The organism is Actinomyces bovis (genome assembly GCF_900444995.1).
GTDB classification, from domain to species: Bacteria; Actinomycetota; Actinomycetes; order Actinomycetales; family Actinomycetaceae; genus Actinomyces; species Actinomyces bovis.
Genome location: NZ_UAPQ01000009.1, coordinates 173,491 through 192,164, shown reverse-complemented (window position 1 = coordinate 192,164; position 18,674 = coordinate 173,491). Strand labels below are relative to the sequence as shown.

The window sequence follows — 18,674 nt, the reverse complement described above, 5'->3', positions numbered from 1 at the left end:
AAGACCGCCCGACAGGTTGGGCCAGGGGGCCCGGAAGGATGGTGCGAGCAGTGGCGAGCACAGCAGGTGCAGCCTTGGGCTTCACCTCGGGGCAGGTCGTCCAGGAGTTCTGCTGGGACGAGGATGTTGATGCCAGCCTGCGTGAAGCAGTTGAGGCGGCCACCGGCACAGCGCTGGTGGATGAGGACTATGAGGATGTCGCTGACGGCGCCATCGTGTGGTGGCGTGCTGATGACGGCGATGTGGACGACCTCACGGACCTGCTCGTCGATGCTCAGGCCAATCTGGACGGTGCCGGACTGATCTGGGTCTTGACTCCCAAGGCGCGTACCAAGGGCGCTGTGCCAGTCTCCGACGTCGAGGAAGCCGTGCGCACCGCTGGGATGCACGCCACCTCCGCTGCCTCAGTTGGCGAGCGTTGGAGCGGGATTCGCGTCACCAGTCGCGGGCACTGAGTGGGCAGGGAGCCTAATCCCTGCTACATTGCGGGCTTGTGCCCGTAAGGGACCCGTAGCTCAGTTGGTAGAGCGCCGCGTTTACACCGCGTCTGTCGTCGGTTCGAGTCCGGCCGGGTCCACCACTGTCTGTTCACGATTATGCCCGCGCTTCCCGGGTTCTCTGCCTGCCTTGCAGCAGGTACGCTTTGCCGCCAGATAGTGCGGCGCCATTGGAGGGAATGCCATGCCTTGGTGGGAAGTTATTGGGTGGGCGGGCTCGGTGCTCGTGGTGGTCTCGCTGATGGTGCCGAGCGTCCGCCGGTTCCGGCTGCTAAACCTCAGCGGCAGTTTGATCGCCACGGTCTACAACGTGGTCTTCATGATCTGGCCTTATGCCGCCATGAACGCCGTCATTGCGGTTATTGACGCCTACTGGCTGATTCGTCTGCGCCAGTCCGGCGAGCGCCACTATTCGGTGTGTGCGGTTGAGCCTGGCTCGGCCCTGGTGACGCGCTTCGTGGAGCGGCACGGCGCGGGCATTAGCAAGGCTTTCCCTGGTTTTGAGGGGGCTACGCTGGAGGGGGCACGCAGCTTTGTCACCCTGTGTGATGACGAGATTATTGGCCTCTTTGCCTACCAGCAGCAGGGCACTGTGGGACAGATCCTGCTGGACTATGTGACTGACCGCTTCCGCGATCTCAAACCTGGGCGCACTCTCTACGCCGACCCCGCGATCCGTAAGAGTGGCATCGAGAGCTTGGTAGTGGCGCAGAGCGCGGTACATGACCGCCATTACTTCGAGCGGCAAGGCTTCACGGCTACTGACGGCGAGCTGCGCCGGGCCTGGGCAACAGTCTGAGCCTTCACGGTTGCGGCTTAAAGATTCGCTGTGGCAGCACGATAAGGCCCGCTAGCATCGCGGAGAATTGGTATCGCGGTTGTGCTCGCAGCCTCAGGAGCGACAGCTTGGTTGCTTGCGGAGGCGGCGCATAGCTTTGCCTCCCGCGCCTGGGCCAGTCCGCCACAGTCGACGGTTTCTGCAGCGCACCGTGCCGTCGTCGTGCTCGGGCATGCGGACGTCGGCACGCGGGCTGGGGCGATCAACCAGCGCCGAGCTCGCCATGCTTTGCGCACCTTGCGTAGCTATCCGGCAACGCGCGTGGTGCTCAGCGGGGGAGCGGTAGCTGGGCAACGCTCAGAGGCGGAGCTATTAGAGGCTGAACTGCGGCGCTTAGGCTGGCGAGGCGAACTGCTCAAGGAGATGGGGTCTCGCACAACCTGGCAGAACCTTGCTAACAGCCTGCCTTTGGTGCAGGAGGCAGCGGAAATCCTCTTGGTGTCCGACCCATTACACGCCGCCAAAGCGCGCCTATTGCTGCGCCGCCAGCGCCCAGACCTGGCTGACCGCCTCCGTCGCGCCTGCGATCATCGCCTAGGAGAATCAGTCTTTGCTAAGCCTGGAAGGGCCTTGCTCGGAGCGGTGGACCTGCTCCTGGCGGCGTTTTTCCCTACTTGGGGGCGCGATGCGCAAGGTATGCAAGACATCCTGCGTCGGATAAGCGCATACCGGCGCAAGGCGCACTTTCAGCGCAGTGTGGCGAGGAATCGGCCCAAGCGCTCAAGCCCTAGAACCAGGTCTTCTCGTGAAGCCGCATAGGACAAACGCACATGTGTATCGGCAGTTGCTAGGCCAAAGTCCCGGCCCGGCGTCAACGCGACCTGTGCCTCTTCTAGTGCCCGCACACAGAAGTCCCAGGAACTCAATCCGGTTGCAGAGACATCAAAGTAGACATAGAAGGCGCCATCCGGTTTCACCGGCACCGGCAGACCCAATTGCGCTAAGCCCTCCAGCACTAGGCCTCGCCTACCGAGCAACTCTTGGCGCCGCTGCTCGCATTCGGCCAGCACCTCCGCAGTGAAACAGGCTAGGGCCGCATGCTGCGCCGGCGTGGACGCACACAAGAAGAAGTTGACAGCCAGATTCTCCACCAACTGAGCCAATTGCGCAGGCACCACAGCCCAGCCCAGCCGCCAGCCGGTCATCCCGAAGTACTTGGAGAAGGAGGACACCACGATCGCTTCTGGGTCCACCTCTAGCACCGTGCGTGCGGGATTGCCCTCGCAGTCATGATCGGCCAGCCCCAGGTAAATCTCATCCACAATGCGCCAGGCACTTAGCTCCCGTGCAAAAGCGCAGATCCGCTCCAACTCGGGCATCTCAATACTGGTGCCCGTGGGGTTTGACGGCGTAGCTACCATCACGGCCTTGGTCTTTGGCCCCCAGGCGGCCTGTACCCCGGCCAGATCCAGTTGAAAACGTGAGCCGGCAGTGGTGGGTACCAGCCGCAGGGAGCCACCTGCCGCCTCCACCAACTCACGATTGCATGGGTAGCAGGGATCAGCGATGACTACCTCATCGCCGTCGCCAATAGTTGCGAAGGTTGTGAGTAGGAGTGCCGCCGAGGCACCAGAGGTCACCACAATCCGTGCCGGGTCCACCGCAACGCCGTGCCGCTGCAGGTAGTAGCCGCTTATGGCTTCGCGTAGCGCAGGCAGGCCCAGGGCGGGCGTGTAGGGGAGCGGGCGACCGTCCATAACCTGTTGCATGGCCTCCCGTACCGCTGCGGGACGCCAAAACTTGGCTCTCCTAGTGACAGTGCTGCCACATGCGTGCCCGCGGCCTCCAATTCGGAGGCCCGGGCGCCAATGGACATGGCGTGAAAAGGCTGGGCGGAAAGGGCACGCGGGGCGGGCTGCATGGTTTCCTCAAGGGCATCGACGGCGAGTTTGATGCCACTTAGGGTAGTGCCGGTCTCGCCGGATTCGCTCCGAATGCGCAGGTCCGCGCCACAGTTCGCTTGCGCTGGTGCCGCTCACAGACCCAGTTGTGGTCTAGACCGACTGTTTCTGGTGCGCAGGAGGTGTGAACCAAAGGTAGGCTGTGCGCTGTTGTCTGGCCCTGCGGCCCGCCAACACGCCCCCGTAGCTCAGCGGTTAGAGCAGCGAGCTTATACCTCGTCCGTGCCTGATAAGCACATGGTCCTGGGTTCGAATCCCAGCGGGGGTACCGCGCCCGGTCCGCCGGGCCAGCCCCTGTGGTGGAATTGGTAGACACCGCGGCCTTAAAAGCCGCTGCCGCAAGGCGTACGGGTTCGAGCCCCGTCGGGGGCACTGCGTTTGGATTGTGCTGGTGGCGTGGCCCGCTTCGCTCCTCGATAACCTGGGAGCATGACCAGTCATGCTGCCGCCACTTCCGCCGTGCCGAAACCCAAGAATGCTGAAGCTGCCCAACTGACGGTTGGCCAGGTGGAGGGTTTGCTGCGCCAACTAGCACCCACCGAACTCGCCGAGCCCTGGGACTCCAACCGCCTAATCTGTGGTGATCCCGCCGATGCTGTTAACGCTGTGCTCCTGGCGGTAGACCCGGTTGAAGCTACGGTCAATGAGGCGATTGAGCGCGGTGTCCAACTGCTGATCACCCACCATCCCCTCTACCTGCGCGGCACTGACCAGGTATCCGCTACCAACCCCAAGGGGCGACTCATTCACCGGCTGATTCGCGCAGGCATCGCCTTAGCCAACGCCCACACCAGCCTTGATTCTGCCCGCGGCGGCGTGGCTGAGGCCCTGGCCGCCGCCGTCGGGCTACAGAACACCACGGTCCTAAGCCCAGCTCCGAGTAATCCGGAGCTAGGGATTGGACGCGTTGGCAGCCTCCCAGAGCCGATCACCTTGCGCGAATTGGCTGAGCAAGTGGCTGCGGCGCTGCCTGACTCGGCCCCAGGCTTGCTGGTAGGCGGTGATCTGGAGGCCAAAGTCAGTCGCGTGGCCGTCTCCGGGGGCGCCGGTGACTCGCTTCTCGGCCAGGCTCGCGACGCCGAGGCCGATGTCTTCCTCACCGCTGACCTGCGCCATCACCCAGCCAGCGAGCACCTTGAAGGCGGGCGCCCGTACCTATTGTGTGGCACCCACTGGGCTACCGAATGGGTAGGCCTGCCGCCACTAGCCCAGCACCTGGAAGCACTTGCCGAGCAACAGGGGCATAGGCTTAGCGTGACCGTGTCCCAGACAGTCACCGACCCCTGGGCCGCTCGCCTAGCCACCGGCCCTCGCGGCTAAGTAGCCGCAACGCCAAACTGCTTCAAGACCACAGGAGGAACCCCGTGACGAGTGCCCCTATTGCCCAGCAGCGCCGCCTCATCGAGCTTCAGGAACTCGACTCCAAATTGGCACGTCTGGCATACGAGCGCTCCCACCTGCCGGTTCTAGCCTCTATAGAGAAGACCATCGAGCGCCTAAAGGCCAACCGACGGGACGCCGTCGTTTCCCAAGGTGCGCTTGAGGACGCCAAGCGGGAGGCCACGCGCGTAGAGGAGGAGGTCAGCCAGGTCGTTACTCGCTCGGCCACGCTGCGCGAGCGGCTCCATTCGGGGGCGGCAGCTGCGCGCGACCTATCCGCCCTCCAGGGCGAGATTGACCAGCTGGGCCGCCGCCAGAGTGCCCTAGAAGAGCGCCAACTTGAAGCTATGGAAGCCTTAGAGCGTGCGCAGGCCGCGGCAGCAGAACTCGATGCTGCCGAGCAGCAAATCCGTGAAGAAGGCCGCAGCTTTACCGCCACCCGGGACCAAGAGTTCGCGCGGATCGACCTAGAGCGTGCCGAGATTGCACAACGCCGCGCAGACCTAGCAGCTGACCTAGACCACGCGCTGCTGGCCGAGTACGAAGAAGTCTGTGCCCGCACCGGCGGCCTGGGCGCCGTCGCCCTCTACGGCAAGCGCTTGGACGGGGCCGTGGAAATCAGCCCCCAAGAGCTGGCCCGTATCCTTGCCGCCCCGGAGGAACAGATCATTCACGCCGAGGAAAACGACGTGATCATCGTGCGCATGAACGACCCACAGGACTGACTGACGCAGCCCTGTGGAATGAATTAGGTGAGCACCAAAGACAGCTGACGCCGACCGCGTCGGTCTGGCGCGCCAAGCTCTACTGCGCGCACCTCAGCTAGTTCTGCGGCCACCTCAGCCACCGCCTCCGCACTGCTTAGGGCTTTCTGGCCACGCCCTAAGGCTGCAAGCAAAGCTCCCGTGAGCAGTCCCCGCGTGTGTTTCGCATGATGGGATACGACTTTCCGTTTTCCAGCCTGCTCTTTGACTACTTGCACCTGCAGCAACTCACACACCCCGGCGGAGGGCTGCCAGGCCGTTGCATAACTAGCTGATCGACAATCCACCACGACGCCGGCAGCACAGAACTGGTCCAGCAAAGCACTGAGATGGCGGCGCCAGAAGGCAGCCAGGCCGCCAAGCTGCGGCAGTCGCACCCCTATAGCGGCCCGGTGATCGGGAACCAGGTTGCACGGGCGTAGCACTCCCCACAAACCCGAAAAAATGAGCAGTTCACGCTGTGCCGCCACGGAGGCCTGATCTTGTGGACCCAGCTCTGACAATCCCGCAGCCTCATAGAGCACCCCTGTAAACAATTGGGAGGCTGGAGCACAGGGCGCCGTGGTCAGCACCGTATTTAGCTCGGCGTCAGCAGCAGCTCGTGGTCCCAATCCCAAGATCTGTGCAGCCTGTGGGGAAGCGCTGATCCGAGCTAGTTCCGCCATAACCTCGTGGCGTGGCGCGGTCAGCTCCTTGGCAAAGGCCAGGGAAAGCAGGTCCAGCTGTGGTCCTTGGGATGGAGAGGTTTTGCCCTCAGAGGGCGGCAGAAGGATTGGCACGCAGGCAATCGTAAGGGGCGCCAGCGGAATACCTGGCAACGCTGGGCCGGCTGTCCGAGCGATATACTCGCCAGCGCGGACGAGCCGACCGGGCGGCCGCGGTACCGCTGGGATACCAGTGGATCGAGGAACGTCCGGGCTCCACAGAGCAGGACGGTGGCTAACGGCCACCCGGGGCGACCCGCGGGAAAGTGCCACAGAGAGCAGACCGCCGCCGGCATGCCGGAGGTAAGGGTGAAAGGGTGGGGTAAGAGCCCACCAGCACCGCAGGCGACTGCGGTGGCTAGGCAAACCCCGTCCGGAGCAAGACCGCACAGCAGACGCCTGAGGGCTGCTCGCCCGAGCCTGCGGGTAGGTCGCGTGAGGCCACCGGCAACGGTGGTCCAAGATGGATGGTCGCCACCGCCATGCCGGCAACGGCAGGCGGCAACAGAACCCGGCGTACAGGTCGGCTCGTCCGCCTCATGCTGGTTATCGCACGCGAAGCCCCGCCAGGATGATTCCTGACGGGGCTTCAGCTATGGCGCAGGCGCCGCAGCTAGCGGTATGTCACTTGGCCTTCACGTAGAGCTCGTCGCTGCCGTAGAAAGCCTTGACCGCGAACACGCCCTTGTTCACCTGGCCGCTCGGGATGACAAAGGTGAAGTTACCGGTGACGCTGCCGCCGTCACGTGGCATGTCCATGCGGTTGAAGTCATCCTGCGTGCCGCCGAGGTTGTAAATCGACTTGGCCTTGTATGAGGAAGCATTGTCGTCAACGTAGTCCACTGTCAGTTGATACTTCTCAAACTGGCCCTTGCCGTGATAGGTCAGAGTGACCGGCACACGCATGTACTGGTTTCCGTCCCCCGGGTCCTCAAAGCTGTACTTGCTCATGGAAGCTCGGAGTGCCTCGGTGGCATCCCAGGTGACCGCACCGAACTGCACTTCAATGTACGCCTTTGGGTCATCGCTGTACTTACTGGCGTGGAAGGTCAAACCGTTGACCGTGGGGTCAATCGGGTTCTCCCGCGTCTTACCGACATCACCACCCTGCTTGGGAGCGGCACTTTGGTTGGCGGAAGGAGCAGCACTGGGCGCCGCAGTGGGGTTGACGGTGGCGACCTGAGTGGGGGGAGCCGGGTCTTCGCTCGGCTCCGTAGTCGGGTCGGGTTCAGAACTGGTCGAGTTCGACGGCTGGGAGACAGGCTTGGGATCGTCGTCCCCGCTCATCGCGTACACCAGCCCGGCGACCAGCACCAGCGCCGCAACCACACCGACAATAAGTGCCCAGAACCACCACTGCTTAGTTACCGGAGTAGCAGCCGCTTGACCAGCGCCACTGACGTCAACCGGCTGCCAGCCAGCAACCTGGGGCTGACCAGGTGCCGAGTGATATGGCGTAGGGGCCTGCGCGTAGTCCAGGTTGGCCGCGTAGGGACTTGAAGAGGGAGCGGAGCCTGCAACCGGGGCAGAGCTGCCCAACGGCGTCGTGTTGAAAGCGGGAGCTGAACCAACAGAAGGTGCGGAAGCGCCAAAAGCCGGAGCGGAGCCCACAGAGGCGGCAGAAGCACCAAAGGATGGGGCAGAACCCACAGAGGGCGCTCCCCCCTCAAAGGAAGGCGCAGAGCCCACAGAGGGTGATCCGGGTGCCGGGGAACCTAGGGCAATGGCCTGAGTGGGCGCAACTCCTGAGGCGTCAGCCGCAGGCATCGCGTCGTCCACCCAGAGCTGCCAGCCTTCAGGCGCCGGCCCCCAAGCAGGGTCAGGCTGCCAACCGGCCGGCGGCACGAAACCCTCGGGTGGGGCGGGCCAGTTCGGTGGCGGGTTGAAGCGCAGGGCCATGGAGAACCTCCGTCTAGGGTATTGGGGCGGTATGAGCCTTATGAACACCCTCAATCTACACGCAAGCGTCCACTAAGTGGCTTGCCAAGCGCCCTGGCTGCACGGGGAGTCCTATCCTTTGGCGGACGCAATGCGGAACTGTGAGAACAGATGCGGGTTCAGGGAAGGGTCAAAATATCCGCACCATCCTCAGTTACTACCAGGGTGTGCTCAAACTGGGCAGTACGGGAGCGGTCCTTGGTGACTACAGTCCAACCGTCATCCCACTGCTCCCAGTCCTCCGTTCCCAAAGTAAGCATGGGCTCGATGGTAAAGACCATGCCTACTTCCATTACCTCGGCATGCAAAGGTGCGGCGTCGTAGTGCGGAATGATGAGCCCGGAGTGGAAGGCCTCTCCCACGCCGTGCCCCGTGTAGTCGCGTACCACGCCGTAATCGAAGCGTTTGGCGTATTTCTCGATGACCCGGCCGATCACATTGACCTCGCGCCCCGGACACACAGCCTTGATGCCGCGTTCCATCGCCACCCGGGTGCGCTCGATTAGCAGAGAAGTCTCCTGGTCCACTTCACCCACTGGGTAAGTGGCGTTGGTGTCTCCGTGCACGCCACCCTTATAGGCAGTCACGTCCAGATTGATGAGGTCTCCCTCCTGCAACACAGTGGAGTCAGGGATTCCGTGGCAGATGACCTCATTGATTGAGGTGCAGATGGATTTGGGGAAGCCCATATAACCCAGGCAGGAGGGGTATGCGCCGTGGTCGCACAGGTACTCGTGGGCGATCCGGTCCAGCTCATCTGTGGTTACGCCCGGTGCAATGGCCTTGGCAGCCTCAGCCAGGGCCTGGGCCGCAATCCGGCCGGCCTCACGGATGCGCTCAACCGTCTGAGCGTCTTTCACATCAGAGGCCGTAACCACCTCCGGGCCATCGTGGAACATGTACTCAGGGCGGGCGATCATGCTGGGGACCTGCCGCTCAGGAGTGAGCACACCCTTAGTGAGGGTGCCTCGGGGAGCGCGGTCTGCCAGGGAGGTGGCGGAGGAAGTCATAGGCCCAGCATAGGAGTGCTGGCCTTGGTTGCAGACCGGCAGGGTCTTATCGCCTAGGTAAAAGCCTGGATCTGAAGAGGTAGATAGATGGCGTTAGTTCTATCAGCCGGTTGACGCTAGCTGCAGCACAGCCTCAGGACTCGAACCAGTGCTCGGCATCGGGGAAGGACCCTTGCCGTACCGCCGCTGCGTAGCTCTCCGCTGCTTGCGCTAAGGCCGCACCAACCTGCCCAAAGTGCTTGGCGAAGCGCGGTTTCCAATCAGTCATACCCGCCATATCGGTCCAAACCAGTACCTGGCCGTCACACCGGGCGCCAGCACCAATGCCGATAGTGGCAGCGGGGCACTCCTGAGTAACTCGCGCCGCCAAAGGCTCAGGCACCATCTCTAGGACGATGGCGGGTGCGCCGGCAGCGGCAAGTGCTTGGGCATCCGCTGCCAGGCGGTCTCCAGCTTCATCGCCACGTCCCTGCACTCGGAAGCCGCCAAGCATATTGACTGACTGTGGCGTGAAACCAAGGTGCCCGATCACGGGGATGCCTGCGTTGCCTAGCGCTTGCACCGTTTTTACGCGCGGCTTACCGCCCTCAAGTTTGACGGCGTTGGCGCCAGCCTTCATCAGCCGGGTAGCGGAGGCCAGGGCCTGCTTAGGGCCTGCTTCATAGGAGCCAAAGGGCAGGTCGGCCACCACCATCGCGTGCTTGGTGGCCCGTGACACCGAGCGAGTGGCCACCACCATCTCGTCCAACTCCACTGGGAGCGTCGAGTCAAGGCCCAGCATCACATTGCCCAAGGAGTCCCCAACCAGCAGCATGTCGCAGCCTGCCTCATCCAGAATCCGGGCCGTGATTGCGTCATAGGCGGTCAGCATCACCAGTTTGTCCCCACGTGCCTTCGCCTGGGCAATGTGCTGCACCCGGAAGGGCTTACGCGGTGCCTTCGCAGCAGCGTCAGGCTGGGTGCCACCGGACACAGGGGAAGCGGCACCTGGGGCGTAGGGGGACATGGTGCTTGGGTTGTCTCCAGTGCCAGGGACTGAGGTCTTGCTTTTGGGCTCGCTCATACCACCAGCCTACTCAGCACACAGGACACGCAATACCGTCTGGAGCCTGCGCCTGCGGTGCGGGCACTTCAACCCGAGGCAGAGGCGAGGCACAATGACCCAAACCGGGGCGCCCCGGCGTCGTTGCCCCACCACCGGGGCTGGAGGGAGAACCGCAGTGGACAAGCAGCAGGAGTTCGTACTGCGTACCATCGAGGAGCGCGACATTCGCTTTGTACGCCTGTGGTTCACCGACGTGCTTGGTCAACTCAAGTCAGTGGCCGTGGCCCCCGCAGAAATCGAGGGGGCCTTTGAAGAGGGCATTGGCTTCGACGGTTCTGCCGTGGAGGGTCTGACTCGCATCTACGAGTCAGACATGCTCCTGGCGCCCGATCCTGCCAGCTTCCAGATGCTGCCCTGGCGTGACGGCGTAGCCCGCATGTTCTGCGACATCCTCACCCCCGACGGTCTGCCAGCACGCACCGATCCGCGCGCCGTCCTGGAGCGTCAGCTCGCGCGCGTAGCAGACGCCGGATTTACCTGCTACGTGCACCCAGAGATTGAGTTCTACCTGGTGGACCGCCACTCCGATGGCTCCGTGCACCCCACGGACCACGCCGGATACTTCGACCATGTGCCAGGCGGAACTGCTCACGGTTTCCGCCGCCGCGCCATCCTCATGCTGGAGCAAATGGGCGTTTCCGTAGAGTTCTCCCACCACGAAGGTGGCCCTGGCCAAAACGAGATCGACCTGCGTTTTGCCGACGCTCTGTCCATGGCGGACAACATCATGACTTTCCGCGCCGTGGTCCAAGAGGTCGCCCTACAGGAAGGCAGCTACGCCACCTTCATGCCCAAGCCCTTCGTAGGGCACCCGGGCAGCGGCATGCACACCCACTTCTCACTGTTTGAAGGGGACCGCAACGCCTTCTTCGACCCCGCTGGCCAGTACCAACTCTCGGCCACTGGGCGCTCTTTCATTGCCGGCCTGCTGCGTCACGCCGCTGAGATCACCGCTGTCACCAACCAACACGTCAACTCCTATAAGCGCTTGTGGGGTGGGGACGAGGCCCCCAGCTTCATCTGCTGGGGACACAACAACCGCTCCGCTCTGGTGCGCGTGCCTATGCACAAACCTGGCAAAGCCCAGTCTGTGCGCGTGGAGTACCGCGGCATCGACTCTGCCGCCAACCCCTACCTGGCCTACGCCGTCATCTTGGCTGCTGGGATGAAGGGCATAGAAGAGGGCTACGAGTTGCCCCCGGAGGCTGAGGACGACGTCTGGTCCCTGTCTGAGGCTGAGCGTTCTGCCCTGGGTATCACCGAACTGCCTAGCTCACTAAAGAGCGCCATCCGCGCCATGAAGGACTCTGAACTGGTGGCCGAAACCCTGGGGGAGGGCGCATTCGAGTTCTTCCGTTCCAATAAACGCCGCGAGTACGAAGCCTATGACGCCCAGGTGACGGACTTCGAATTCCAGCAGTTCTTCCCGCGTCTCTAAAGGCCGCAGATGCCTGCATCTCCACCAGCCGAGCCGCTGCGGCTGCGGCGGGTCAGCCCCCGGGCGCGACTGCTGCGGGCAGGTTTTGCCGACACTGATCGCGCTTTGCGCCTTTTGGAGGATCCGGTGTTGGCCAAGTGGGTTGACCTAAGCGGCAGCCCGCAAGAGGCTGTGCCGCCGCAAGGTCTGCCCACCCCAGTTGAGGAGCAGATCCCTGAATTACCCGAGCCATTGCTGGCTTTGGCGGAGACCCTGGGAGATTGTGCGGACCCGGATTTGGCCCTGATTAATCTCCTGCGCCTGGTTCAAGCCTGCCAGGATCGGCATGGCGCAAATGGAGAAGCAGCCGGCAGGGTAACCGAAGGCACCGGTGAGCCCGCTTATGAACAGACCTTGCGCGTCATACTGAATCCAAACGCTGATGACGCGGACAACGATTACACCGCGGGAATAGCCTTTCAGCGCCGTCGGCTCGTGGCCGTACTGGGGGCCTCCCAGGCCCTGGGGGACTTCTTGGTCGCGCATCCCGAGTACCTGGGCGAGCTTGCCCACGCCCAAGCCTGGGACGCCCCAGGCCAGCCCCCTGTGGCAAAACTGCTCTCCGACGCCGTAGCCGCCGCGCTGCGGGCCACCTACAGTCAACCTGCTGCCCGCCGCCGGGCTGGAATTAATGCTCTGCGCCGCGCCTACTATCGGCGCCTGCTAGCCCTAGCTGCGGACGACTTGACCAGCCCAGATCCCAAGCAGCACGTATCCATAGCCTGGCGACGACTCTCAGACCTGGCTGATGCCGCCCTTGAAGCCGCATTGCTCCTCGCTCGAAAGGTCCATCAAGACCAGTGTCAGGATGTCTCCCTGGCTGTAATCGCCCTGGGCAAGACTGGCGCTCGCGAACTCAACTACGTCTCTGATGTTGACGTGGTGTACGTCGTCGGCCCCACCCCGGGCAGGGCAGAGGCGCCAGAGACCCAGCTGGTTACCCAGGGAACGATCTTGGCGGCTGAACTGGCGCGGGTGGTCTCCGAGCCCAGCGATGAGCCAGCACTCTGGCCCCTGGATACCGCCCTGCGCCCGGAAGGCAAGGATGGCGCCCTAGTGCGCACTGTCGCTTCACACACCACCTACTACGAGCGTTGGGCCGCCTCCTGGGAGTTCCAGGCACTTCTCAAAGCCCGCACCTGCGCTGGTGAGCGGGCCCTGGGAAGCGCCTACGAGCAAGCAATTGCGCCCTTTGTATGGAGCGCCGCCGCTAGAGAGAACTTCGTGCAGGACGCCCGTGACATGCGCCAACGTGTGGAGCATGACTCCGAACGTCCCGGCGAGGATCTACGGCTCAAACTCGGACCTGGGGGACTGCGTGACGTGGAGTTCACCGTCCAGCTGCTCCAACTGGTCCATGGGCGCAGCGACGAGTCACTGCGTCACCGCGGCACTCTAGAAGCCTTGGAAGCACTGACCGCAGGCGGCTACGTAGGGCGCGAGGACGCCGCCGCATTGGCTGACGGCTACCGCGAGCTGCGGCTATTGGAGCATCGCTGCCAGCTTTACCGCCTCCGCCGTACCCACACCCTGCCAAGCCGCGACTCTGAACTGCGACGCCTGGGCCGAGGCATCACTCGTGCCCCCGTAGACCCTGACGAACTTAAACGGGCCTTCACCACCATCCGCCGCCGCGTGCGGGCCCTGCACGAGGAGATCTACTACCGGCCCCTGCTGGGCGCCGTGGCCGACCTGTCCACCGATGAGATGCGTCTGACGCCTCAGGCTGCGCGTGAACGCCTATCCGCCACCGGTTATCTAGACCCCGACGGCGCCCTGCGCCACATCCAAGCGCTAACCGAGGGCGTCTCCAGAGCTGCGGCAATTCAGCGGCAGTTGCTGCCAGTCATGATTGGTTGGATTGGTGACGGCCCAGACCCCGATGCTGGGCTGCTGAACTTCCGCAACCTGTCAGAGACTGCAGGCCGTACCCACTGGTATCTGGGCATGCTGCGTGACTCGCCGGTGGCAGCTCGTCGCCTGGCCCGTGTGCTTTCGGGCGCTCGTTGGACCGTTGAGTTGCTGCGCGAACTCCCTGAGTCTATTGCCTGGCTGGATGACGATTCCGAACTGCGCGCCCGCCCTACCGGAGCTGTGGCCGAGGAAGTGGATCGGGTGCTGCGACGTCGCAGCCTCAGGGAACTGACCGACGCCAATTTGGAACAGACCGCTGTGGACGCGATTCAGGCAGTCATGGGCGTGCGCCAGCGTGAACTGGTGCGAGCCGCCCTGGCCGACTCCCTGGACGGTGTAGATATTGAACGCACTGGCCGGATCCTCAGCGATGCCACCGACGCAGCCCTGGAGGGAGCCCTCTGGGTGGCTACCGCCCTGGCTATCGCCGAGAGAGAAGGCGCCCAGGCCTTAGCTGGTGGCCGCGATAACCGCGGCGAGTGGCCAGGAGCTCTAGCCGAGCACGCCATCATCGCCATGGGGCGCTTAGGCGGCGGTGAGATCAGCTATGCCTCAGATGCCGACGTGCTCTTTGTGCACCGCCCTCTGCCAGACGCTGACCCGGACGCCGCCGCCCGTGAGGCCGAGGCTGTAGCCCGCCACACTATGCGGCTGCTGGGGCAGTGCCAGCCCCGCCCCTTAGAGGTGGACTGCGACCTGCGACCGGAGGGGCGCAATGGCGCTATCTCCCGCTCCTTTGACTCCTACCGGGACTACTACGCCAACTGGGCTTCTGTCTGGGAACGACACGCCTTGGTACGCGCCCGGTACGCTGCTGGCAGCCCGGCCCTGGGGGCAGAGTTCATGGCCTTGGTGGACTCGCTGCGTTGGCGCAGCGACGGCCTGAGCAGTGCGGAATTACGGGAAATTCGGCGTCTAAAGGCACGCATGGAGACCGAGCGCCTGCCCCGGGGCGTCCAGCCCGCCCACCATCTCAAACTCGGTCCCGGTGGGCTCAGCGACGTCGAATGGACGGTGCAGGTGCTCCAACTTGCCCACGGCGGTCAAGAACCTTCACTGCGTACACCCTCTACTACACGCGCCATGGCAGCAGCTACCGCCTGCGGCGTGCTGGAGGTGGACTCGGCAGAGCGGCTAGAGGAAGCCTGGACTTTGGCCGGGCGTATCCGCTCCGCCATCGTGCTAGGTACCGGCAGGACTACCGGGGCACGCGTGGATATCTTGCCCACAAACGCCCGAGACATGAAGCTGCTTGCATCCTTGCTGGGCGCCCCAGATGTGCAAACCCTGGAGGACCGCTACCGTCGTGCTGCTCGCCGCGCGCGAGTAATCGTGGAGAAGGTTCTATTGGACGGTGACGCTGGGCACCTGATCAGCGCGGCGCCATCAGCACTGCCACCCACGCCGGTGAAGGATCAGCCTCTGGTGAGCGCACAGCAAGCTCGGTTCCAGGCTCGCGGCAGTGCGCCAGTAGGCGCAGTTGTGCCCAAGCGTGCAGGAACGGCCCAAGAGGGGGCCATCCGGAAAACCGCAAGGCGTCCCGGTCGAGGTCTGGGACCTTACCCCTGGAGTTAAGCAAGCTCAGGCATTGGCTCAGTCATAGCGAGTTCTCTGTCCATAACCTCAGCCTGGCAGACTGGCTCCGTGAGACTCCTACTAGTTCGTCACGGACACACGGCTTCTAACGCAATCTCGGCGCTTGACACTGCCCTGCCCGGGGCGCCCTTGGATGAAACCGGCCAGGCCCAGGCACAGGCGCTGGTAACCACTCTGCGGGAGCAGGGGCTTTTAGAAGCAATCAACTCGCTTTGGGTCTCACCAGTGCTGCGGGCCCGCCAGAGCATCGCCCCACTGGAGCTCGCGCTCAGGCAGCAAGCGCAGGTCCGTGACGGCCTGCGGGAGGTGCTTGCTGGAGACCTGGAGATGGCCAATGACCCAGACTCCATCCGCTGCTGGGTGGATACCACCCGTTCATGGATGGTGGGGCGTACATATTGCCGCCTGCCCGGCTCACCCGAAAACGGCGCCCAGACGCTCGCGCGCTTCGACGACGTCGTGACGGAAGCCTGGCGGACCACCACCACAACTGACCCAAATGCCACTGCACTGCTGCTGGCCCATGGCACGATCCTGCGCCTCTGGACTTCCCGAAAGGCAGCAGCCGCACAGGGGGCAACCGCCGCGTGGATTGCCGAACATCCCATGGGCAACACTGCAATCACGGGTGTAGAAGGTGACCCGGAGCGCGGTTGGCGCTTAGCTGGGTGGAACAACGGTGAATGGGTGCCCCAGCCCTGAATGGTGCCCAGCGTTGACTGGGGGAGCGCGGCCAGCAGCGGTGCTTAAAGCACAGAAGACAAGAATGCCTTGGTCCGCTCCTGCTGCGGGTGATCAATCACCTCAGCCGGAGCACCCGCCTCGCAAACCAGGCCGTCATCCATAAAGACCAAGGCGTCCGCAACCTCACGCGCGAAGCCAATCTCATGGGTCACAACGATCATGGTCATTCCGGAAGCCGCAAGGTCCTTCATCACCTGTAGCACCTCACCCACCAACTCGGGGTCCAGAGCAGAAGTGGGCTCGTCAAAGAGCATGATCTCCGGGTTCATGGCCAGGGCGCGGGCAATCGCCACCCGCTGCTGCTGCCCACCGGAGAGCTGCGCGGGGTAATGGTCCAGGCGATCCGCTAAGCCCACGCGAGTGAGTTGCTCGGTGGCTATCTGCTTGGCCTCGGCCTTAGAACGGCCCAGTACCTGAACTTGAGCCTCCATCACATTGCCCAGAGCAGTCATATGGGGGAACAGGTTAAAGCGCTGGAAGACCATGCCAATCCGGCTGCGCTGTTTAGCCTTGACTTTGTTCGGCAGATCGTGGAGCACTACTTTGCCGTCCGCCTTGATCTCCTCGCGCATGCCCATGAGTTCGCCGTCCACATAGACCCGTCCCGCTGAGATGGTCTCCATTTCGTTCACACAACGCAGCAGAGTGGACTTACCGGAGCCGGAAGGGCCAATGATGCAGCAAACCTCGCCTTTGGCGATCTCTAGGTCCACGCCTTTGAGGACATGCAGGTCTCCAAAGAGCTTGTGCACCCCTTTGATCTGGACCATTGGACTGCCGGCAGAATTGTTCTGGGTTTTCTTGCTCATGGGGTGTACTCGATCATTGGGTCCGTTTTGGTGGTGCCGGCATCCAGGATGGCCTGCTGCCGCTGGGACATGCCGCGCCGAGCCCGGTTGCTGCGAGAGGAACCGCCCTCAAAGCCACGCCCGTAATAGCGCTCCAGGTAGTGCTGGCCGATCATCAGGATCGTGGTGATAACCAGATACCAGATGGAGGCGACTAGCAGTAACGGAATTGGCTGGAAGGTGCGGGAGCCTTCCTGGCTAGCCACGAAGGTCAACTCCAGTGACACGGGAACAGCTGTGACCAGCGACGTCGTCTTGAGCATGGAAATGGTCTCGTTGCCAGTAGGCGGCACAATCACGCGCATGGCCTGTGGCATGACCACGCGGCGAAGGATTTGGCCGTTGCTCATGCCCAGGGCGCTGGCGGCTTCACGTTGCCCTGGGTCCACTGAGTTCAGGCCGGACCGGACAATCTCCGAGAGGTAGGCGCCCTCGTTTAGTCCCAGTCCCACGATGGCGCATACCGCCCCGGTGAAGAGCTCCCTGGTCTCAAACACGAAGAACTCTGGCCCAAAAGGCACGCCGAGGCTCAAGCGGGTGTACAAGGCGGGAAGTAGACCCCAAAACACCAGCTGGGTGTAGATGGGGGTGCCGCGAAAGAACCAGACATAGGCATAGGCCACACCCCGCAGGATAGGGTTTTCGCTCTGCCGCATGACAGCGGTAAGCACCGCCAAGACGATCCCGATGAACATCGCGCAAATCGTCAGAATTAGAGTCCAGCCGACAGACTGGATGATCAGGTCGTAGCGCAGATAGAAGACCACCAAGTCCCAACGGAGCTTCTCGTTGGTGACCAGACCGTGAATCAGCATGGCCGCAAGCAGCGCCACCACCGCAGCTGACAGCCAGCGCCCCGGATGGGGCACTGGGCGCAAGTGGTTCAGGGTGAGTCCGCTGTTGGGATCGGAGCCCGAGCTCGGTTTAGCTTGCTTTTGCATTTGCCTTCCTTACCGCAGACGTGGCTGGGGCGCCGCCCGCACCGGCGACGCCCCAGAATAGGCTCAGAGCTGGGGGTTGATCTCAGCAGTTTCCAGAGCCTGAGACTCGTCGATACCCCAAGTCTTGAGAATCTCTTTCCAGATGCCCTGGTCCATGAGGTACTGGATGGCTTTCTGTACGGCGTCGGCTGTGGCCTGGTCAGCAGAGGCGACGACGACGCCCTGAGGCTCGGAAGCCATGACCTCACCCACGGTCTCTACCTGGCCACCGGTCTGAATCTGGGCGTAGCCAGCTACGGTGGAGTCAGAGAAGGTCGCGTCAATGGCTCCACCAGCCAGGGCGGTAGCCGCGTCTGAGTGAGCGGCGTAGGACTTGATATCGATGGCCTTGTGCCCCGTGGACTGGCAGCCCTTACTGTAGCCCTGGAGGGCCTCCTCTTGGGCGGTGCCGGTCTGCACGCCAATCGTTAGGCCACACAGGTTGATCGTGTCCGATACGTCAAGCTTCTTAGGGTTGCCTTTGGCAACATTGAACTGGGAACCAACGTTGATGTAGGACACCAGCGTGGCGGATTCCTCGCGTTCCTTGGTGATTGTGAAGGAGGAAATGCCCAGGTCGTACTTGGTGCCGACGGCGGGGATGATCGAGTCGAACTCGGCGGTGGTGACCTCCACCTCTAGGCCCAAGACCTTGCCGAGTGCCTTGGCGAAGTCGACGTCGTAACCCACGGCCTTGCCAGCAGGGTCGAGGAACTCGGCAGGGGCATAGTCGGTAGACGCGCCAATGCTCAGCTTGCCGTCAGACTTAACCGAGTCAGGCAACAGGGCGGAGATGTCCTTCTGTTCGGTGACTTTGGAATTGTCATAGACGGGGATGGCCACGGCGGAGGCGCCAGCTGAGGCGCCAGACTTCTTTTCCAAGTCAGAGGCACTGGTGCAGGCGGACAGGGCGAGCGCCGCAGCGGTCAGGCCGATGAGGACTGTAGGTATGCGCTTCATTAGGTGCTCCTGTGGTCG

Annotated in this window: 15 protein-coding genes, 3 tRNA genes, 1 other RNA gene and 1 pseudogene; 12 read left to right on the top strand and 8 right to left on the bottom strand. The window is 63.1% G+C overall.

Going from position 1 to position 18,674, the window contains the following annotated elements; genetic code table 11:
* Window positions 1-50 precede the first annotated feature (50 nt).
* The 4 genes from DR039_RS09010 (at window position 51) to DR039_RS08995 (ending at window position 2,094) form a co-directional block, all read left to right on the top strand.
* A complete protein-coding gene (locus tag DR039_RS09010) occupies window positions 51-455 on the top strand; it encodes a DUF3052 domain-containing protein (RefSeq protein ID WP_111837031.1) in 405 nt (134 codons plus the stop codon).
* A gap of 49 nt (window positions 456-504) precedes the next feature.
* A tRNA-Val gene (locus tag DR039_RS09005) sits at window positions 505-580 on the top strand.
* 101 nt (window positions 581-681) lie between these two features.
* On the top strand, window positions 682-1,296 hold the full coding sequence (locus tag DR039_RS09000) for a hypothetical protein (RefSeq protein ID WP_111837030.1): 615 nt from the start codon (window positions 682-684) through the stop codon (window positions 1,294-1,296).
* Window positions 1,297-1,377: 81 nt separating this feature from the next.
* Window positions 1,378-2,094 (top strand): YdcF family protein, encoded by a 717-nt coding sequence (locus tag DR039_RS08995; protein ID WP_170166881.1) that lies wholly within the window; start codon window positions 1,378-1,380, stop codon window positions 2,092-2,094.
* On the opposite strand, the pseudogene DR039_RS08990 reads toward DR039_RS08995, so the two are convergent.
* Window positions 2,022-3,196 (bottom strand): annotated as a pseudogene (locus tag DR039_RS08990) (aminotransferase class I/II-fold pyridoxal phosphate-dependent enzyme). The gene DR039_RS08995 and the pseudogene DR039_RS08990 sit on opposite strands and share 73 nt — an antisense overlap.
* Window positions 3,197-3,413: 217 nt before the next feature.
* Between DR039_RS08990 and DR039_RS08985 the strand changes: the two are divergent.
* From DR039_RS08985 to DR039_RS08970, 4 genes are all read left to right on the top strand, one after another.
* Window positions 3,414-3,504: transfer RNA gene (locus tag DR039_RS08985), tRNA-Ile, on the top strand.
* A gap of 22 nt (window positions 3,505-3,526) precedes the next feature.
* Window positions 3,527-3,608: transfer RNA gene (locus DR039_RS08980), tRNA-Leu, on the top strand.
* Window positions 3,609-3,665: 57 nt separating this feature from the next.
* Window positions 3,666-4,556: a Nif3-like dinuclear metal center hexameric protein gene (locus DR039_RS08975; protein WP_111837028.1), complete on the top strand. Its 891-nt coding sequence runs from the start codon at window positions 3,666-3,668 to the stop codon at window positions 4,554-4,556.
* Window positions 4,557-4,600: 44 nt separating this feature from the next.
* Window positions 4,601-5,341, top strand: coding sequence for a zinc ribbon domain-containing protein (locus DR039_RS08970; protein ID WP_111837027.1), 741 nt, complete (start codon window positions 4,601-4,603; stop codon window positions 5,339-5,341).
* A 23-nt stretch (window positions 5,342-5,364) separates the two neighbouring features.
* Here DR039_RS08970 and DR039_RS08965 read toward each other — a convergent pair whose 3' ends face one another.
* Window positions 5,365-6,159 (bottom strand): YaaA family protein, encoded by a 795-nt coding sequence (locus tag DR039_RS08965; protein WP_111837026.1) that lies wholly within the window; start codon window positions 6,157-6,159, stop codon window positions 5,365-5,367.
* A gap of 80 nt (window positions 6,160-6,239) precedes the next feature.
* Here DR039_RS08965 and rnpB point away from each other — a divergent pair.
* Window positions 6,240-6,619: RNase P RNA component class A (gene rnpB, locus DR039_RS08960), an RNA gene on the top strand.
* An 89-nt stretch (window positions 6,620-6,708) separates the two neighbouring features.
* Here the strand turns inward: rnpB and DR039_RS08955 are convergent.
* The 3 genes from DR039_RS08955 to panB form a co-directional block, all read right to left on the bottom strand.
* The gene (locus tag DR039_RS08955) at window positions 6,709-7,983 is read right to left on the bottom strand and encodes a hypothetical protein (protein WP_111837025.1); all 1,275 of its coding nucleotides are present in this window, start codon (window positions 7,981-7,983) and stop codon (window positions 6,709-6,711) included.
* Window positions 7,984-8,141: 158 nt separating this feature from the next.
* A complete protein-coding gene (gene map / locus DR039_RS08950) occupies window positions 8,142-9,032 on the bottom strand; it encodes a type I methionyl aminopeptidase (protein WP_111837024.1) in 891 nt (296 codons plus the stop codon).
* A 133-nt stretch (window positions 9,033-9,165) separates the two neighbouring features.
* On the bottom strand, window positions 9,166-10,038 hold the full coding sequence (panB, locus tag DR039_RS08945) for a 3-methyl-2-oxobutanoate hydroxymethyltransferase (RefSeq protein ID WP_111837098.1): 873 nt from the start codon (window positions 10,036-10,038) through the stop codon (window positions 9,166-9,168).
* Between the two features lie 214 nt (window positions 10,039-10,252).
* On the opposite strand from panB, the gene glnA reads away from it, so the two are divergent.
* The 3 genes from glnA to DR039_RS08930 all read left to right on the top strand — a co-directional run bounded on the left by glnA (window position 10,253) and on the right by DR039_RS08930 (window position 15,826).
* Window positions 10,253-11,575, top strand: coding sequence for a type I glutamate--ammonia ligase (gene glnA, locus DR039_RS08940; protein ID WP_111837023.1), 1,323 nt, complete (start codon window positions 10,253-10,255; stop codon window positions 11,573-11,575).
* Between the two features lie 9 nt (window positions 11,576-11,584).
* Complete coding sequence (locus DR039_RS08935) at window positions 11,585-15,103, top strand: bifunctional [glutamine synthetase] adenylyltransferase/[glutamine synthetase]-adenylyl-L-tyrosine phosphorylase (RefSeq protein WP_111837022.1); 3,519 nt, start codon at window positions 11,585-11,587, stop codon at window positions 15,101-15,103.
* Window positions 15,104-15,172: 69 nt separating this feature from the next.
* The gene (locus tag DR039_RS08930) at window positions 15,173-15,826 is read left to right on the top strand and encodes a histidine phosphatase family protein (protein ID WP_111837021.1); all 654 of its coding nucleotides are present in this window, start codon (window positions 15,173-15,175) and stop codon (window positions 15,824-15,826) included.
* Window positions 15,827-15,870: 44 nt separating this feature from the next.
* On the opposite strand, the gene DR039_RS08925 is transcribed toward DR039_RS08930, so the two are convergent.
* From DR039_RS08925 to DR039_RS08915, 3 genes are all read right to left on the bottom strand, one after another.
* On the bottom strand, window positions 15,871-16,677 hold the full coding sequence (locus tag DR039_RS08925) for an amino acid ABC transporter ATP-binding protein (protein WP_111837020.1): 807 nt from the start codon (window positions 16,675-16,677) through the stop codon (window positions 15,871-15,873).
* Complete coding sequence (locus tag DR039_RS08920) at window positions 16,674-17,657, bottom strand: amino acid ABC transporter permease (protein ID WP_170166883.1); 984 nt, start codon at window positions 17,655-17,657, stop codon at window positions 16,674-16,676. The genes DR039_RS08925 and DR039_RS08920 overlap by 4 nt, the downstream gene beginning before the upstream one ends.
* A 63-nt stretch (window positions 17,658-17,720) precedes the next feature.
* Window positions 17,721-18,656 carry an ABC transporter substrate-binding protein gene (locus tag DR039_RS08915; RefSeq protein ID WP_111837019.1) on the bottom strand — a complete coding sequence of 312 codons (936 nt, stop codon included), beginning with the start codon at window positions 18,654-18,656 and terminating at the stop codon, window positions 17,721-17,723.
* Window positions 18,657-18,674 lie beyond the last annotated feature (18 nt).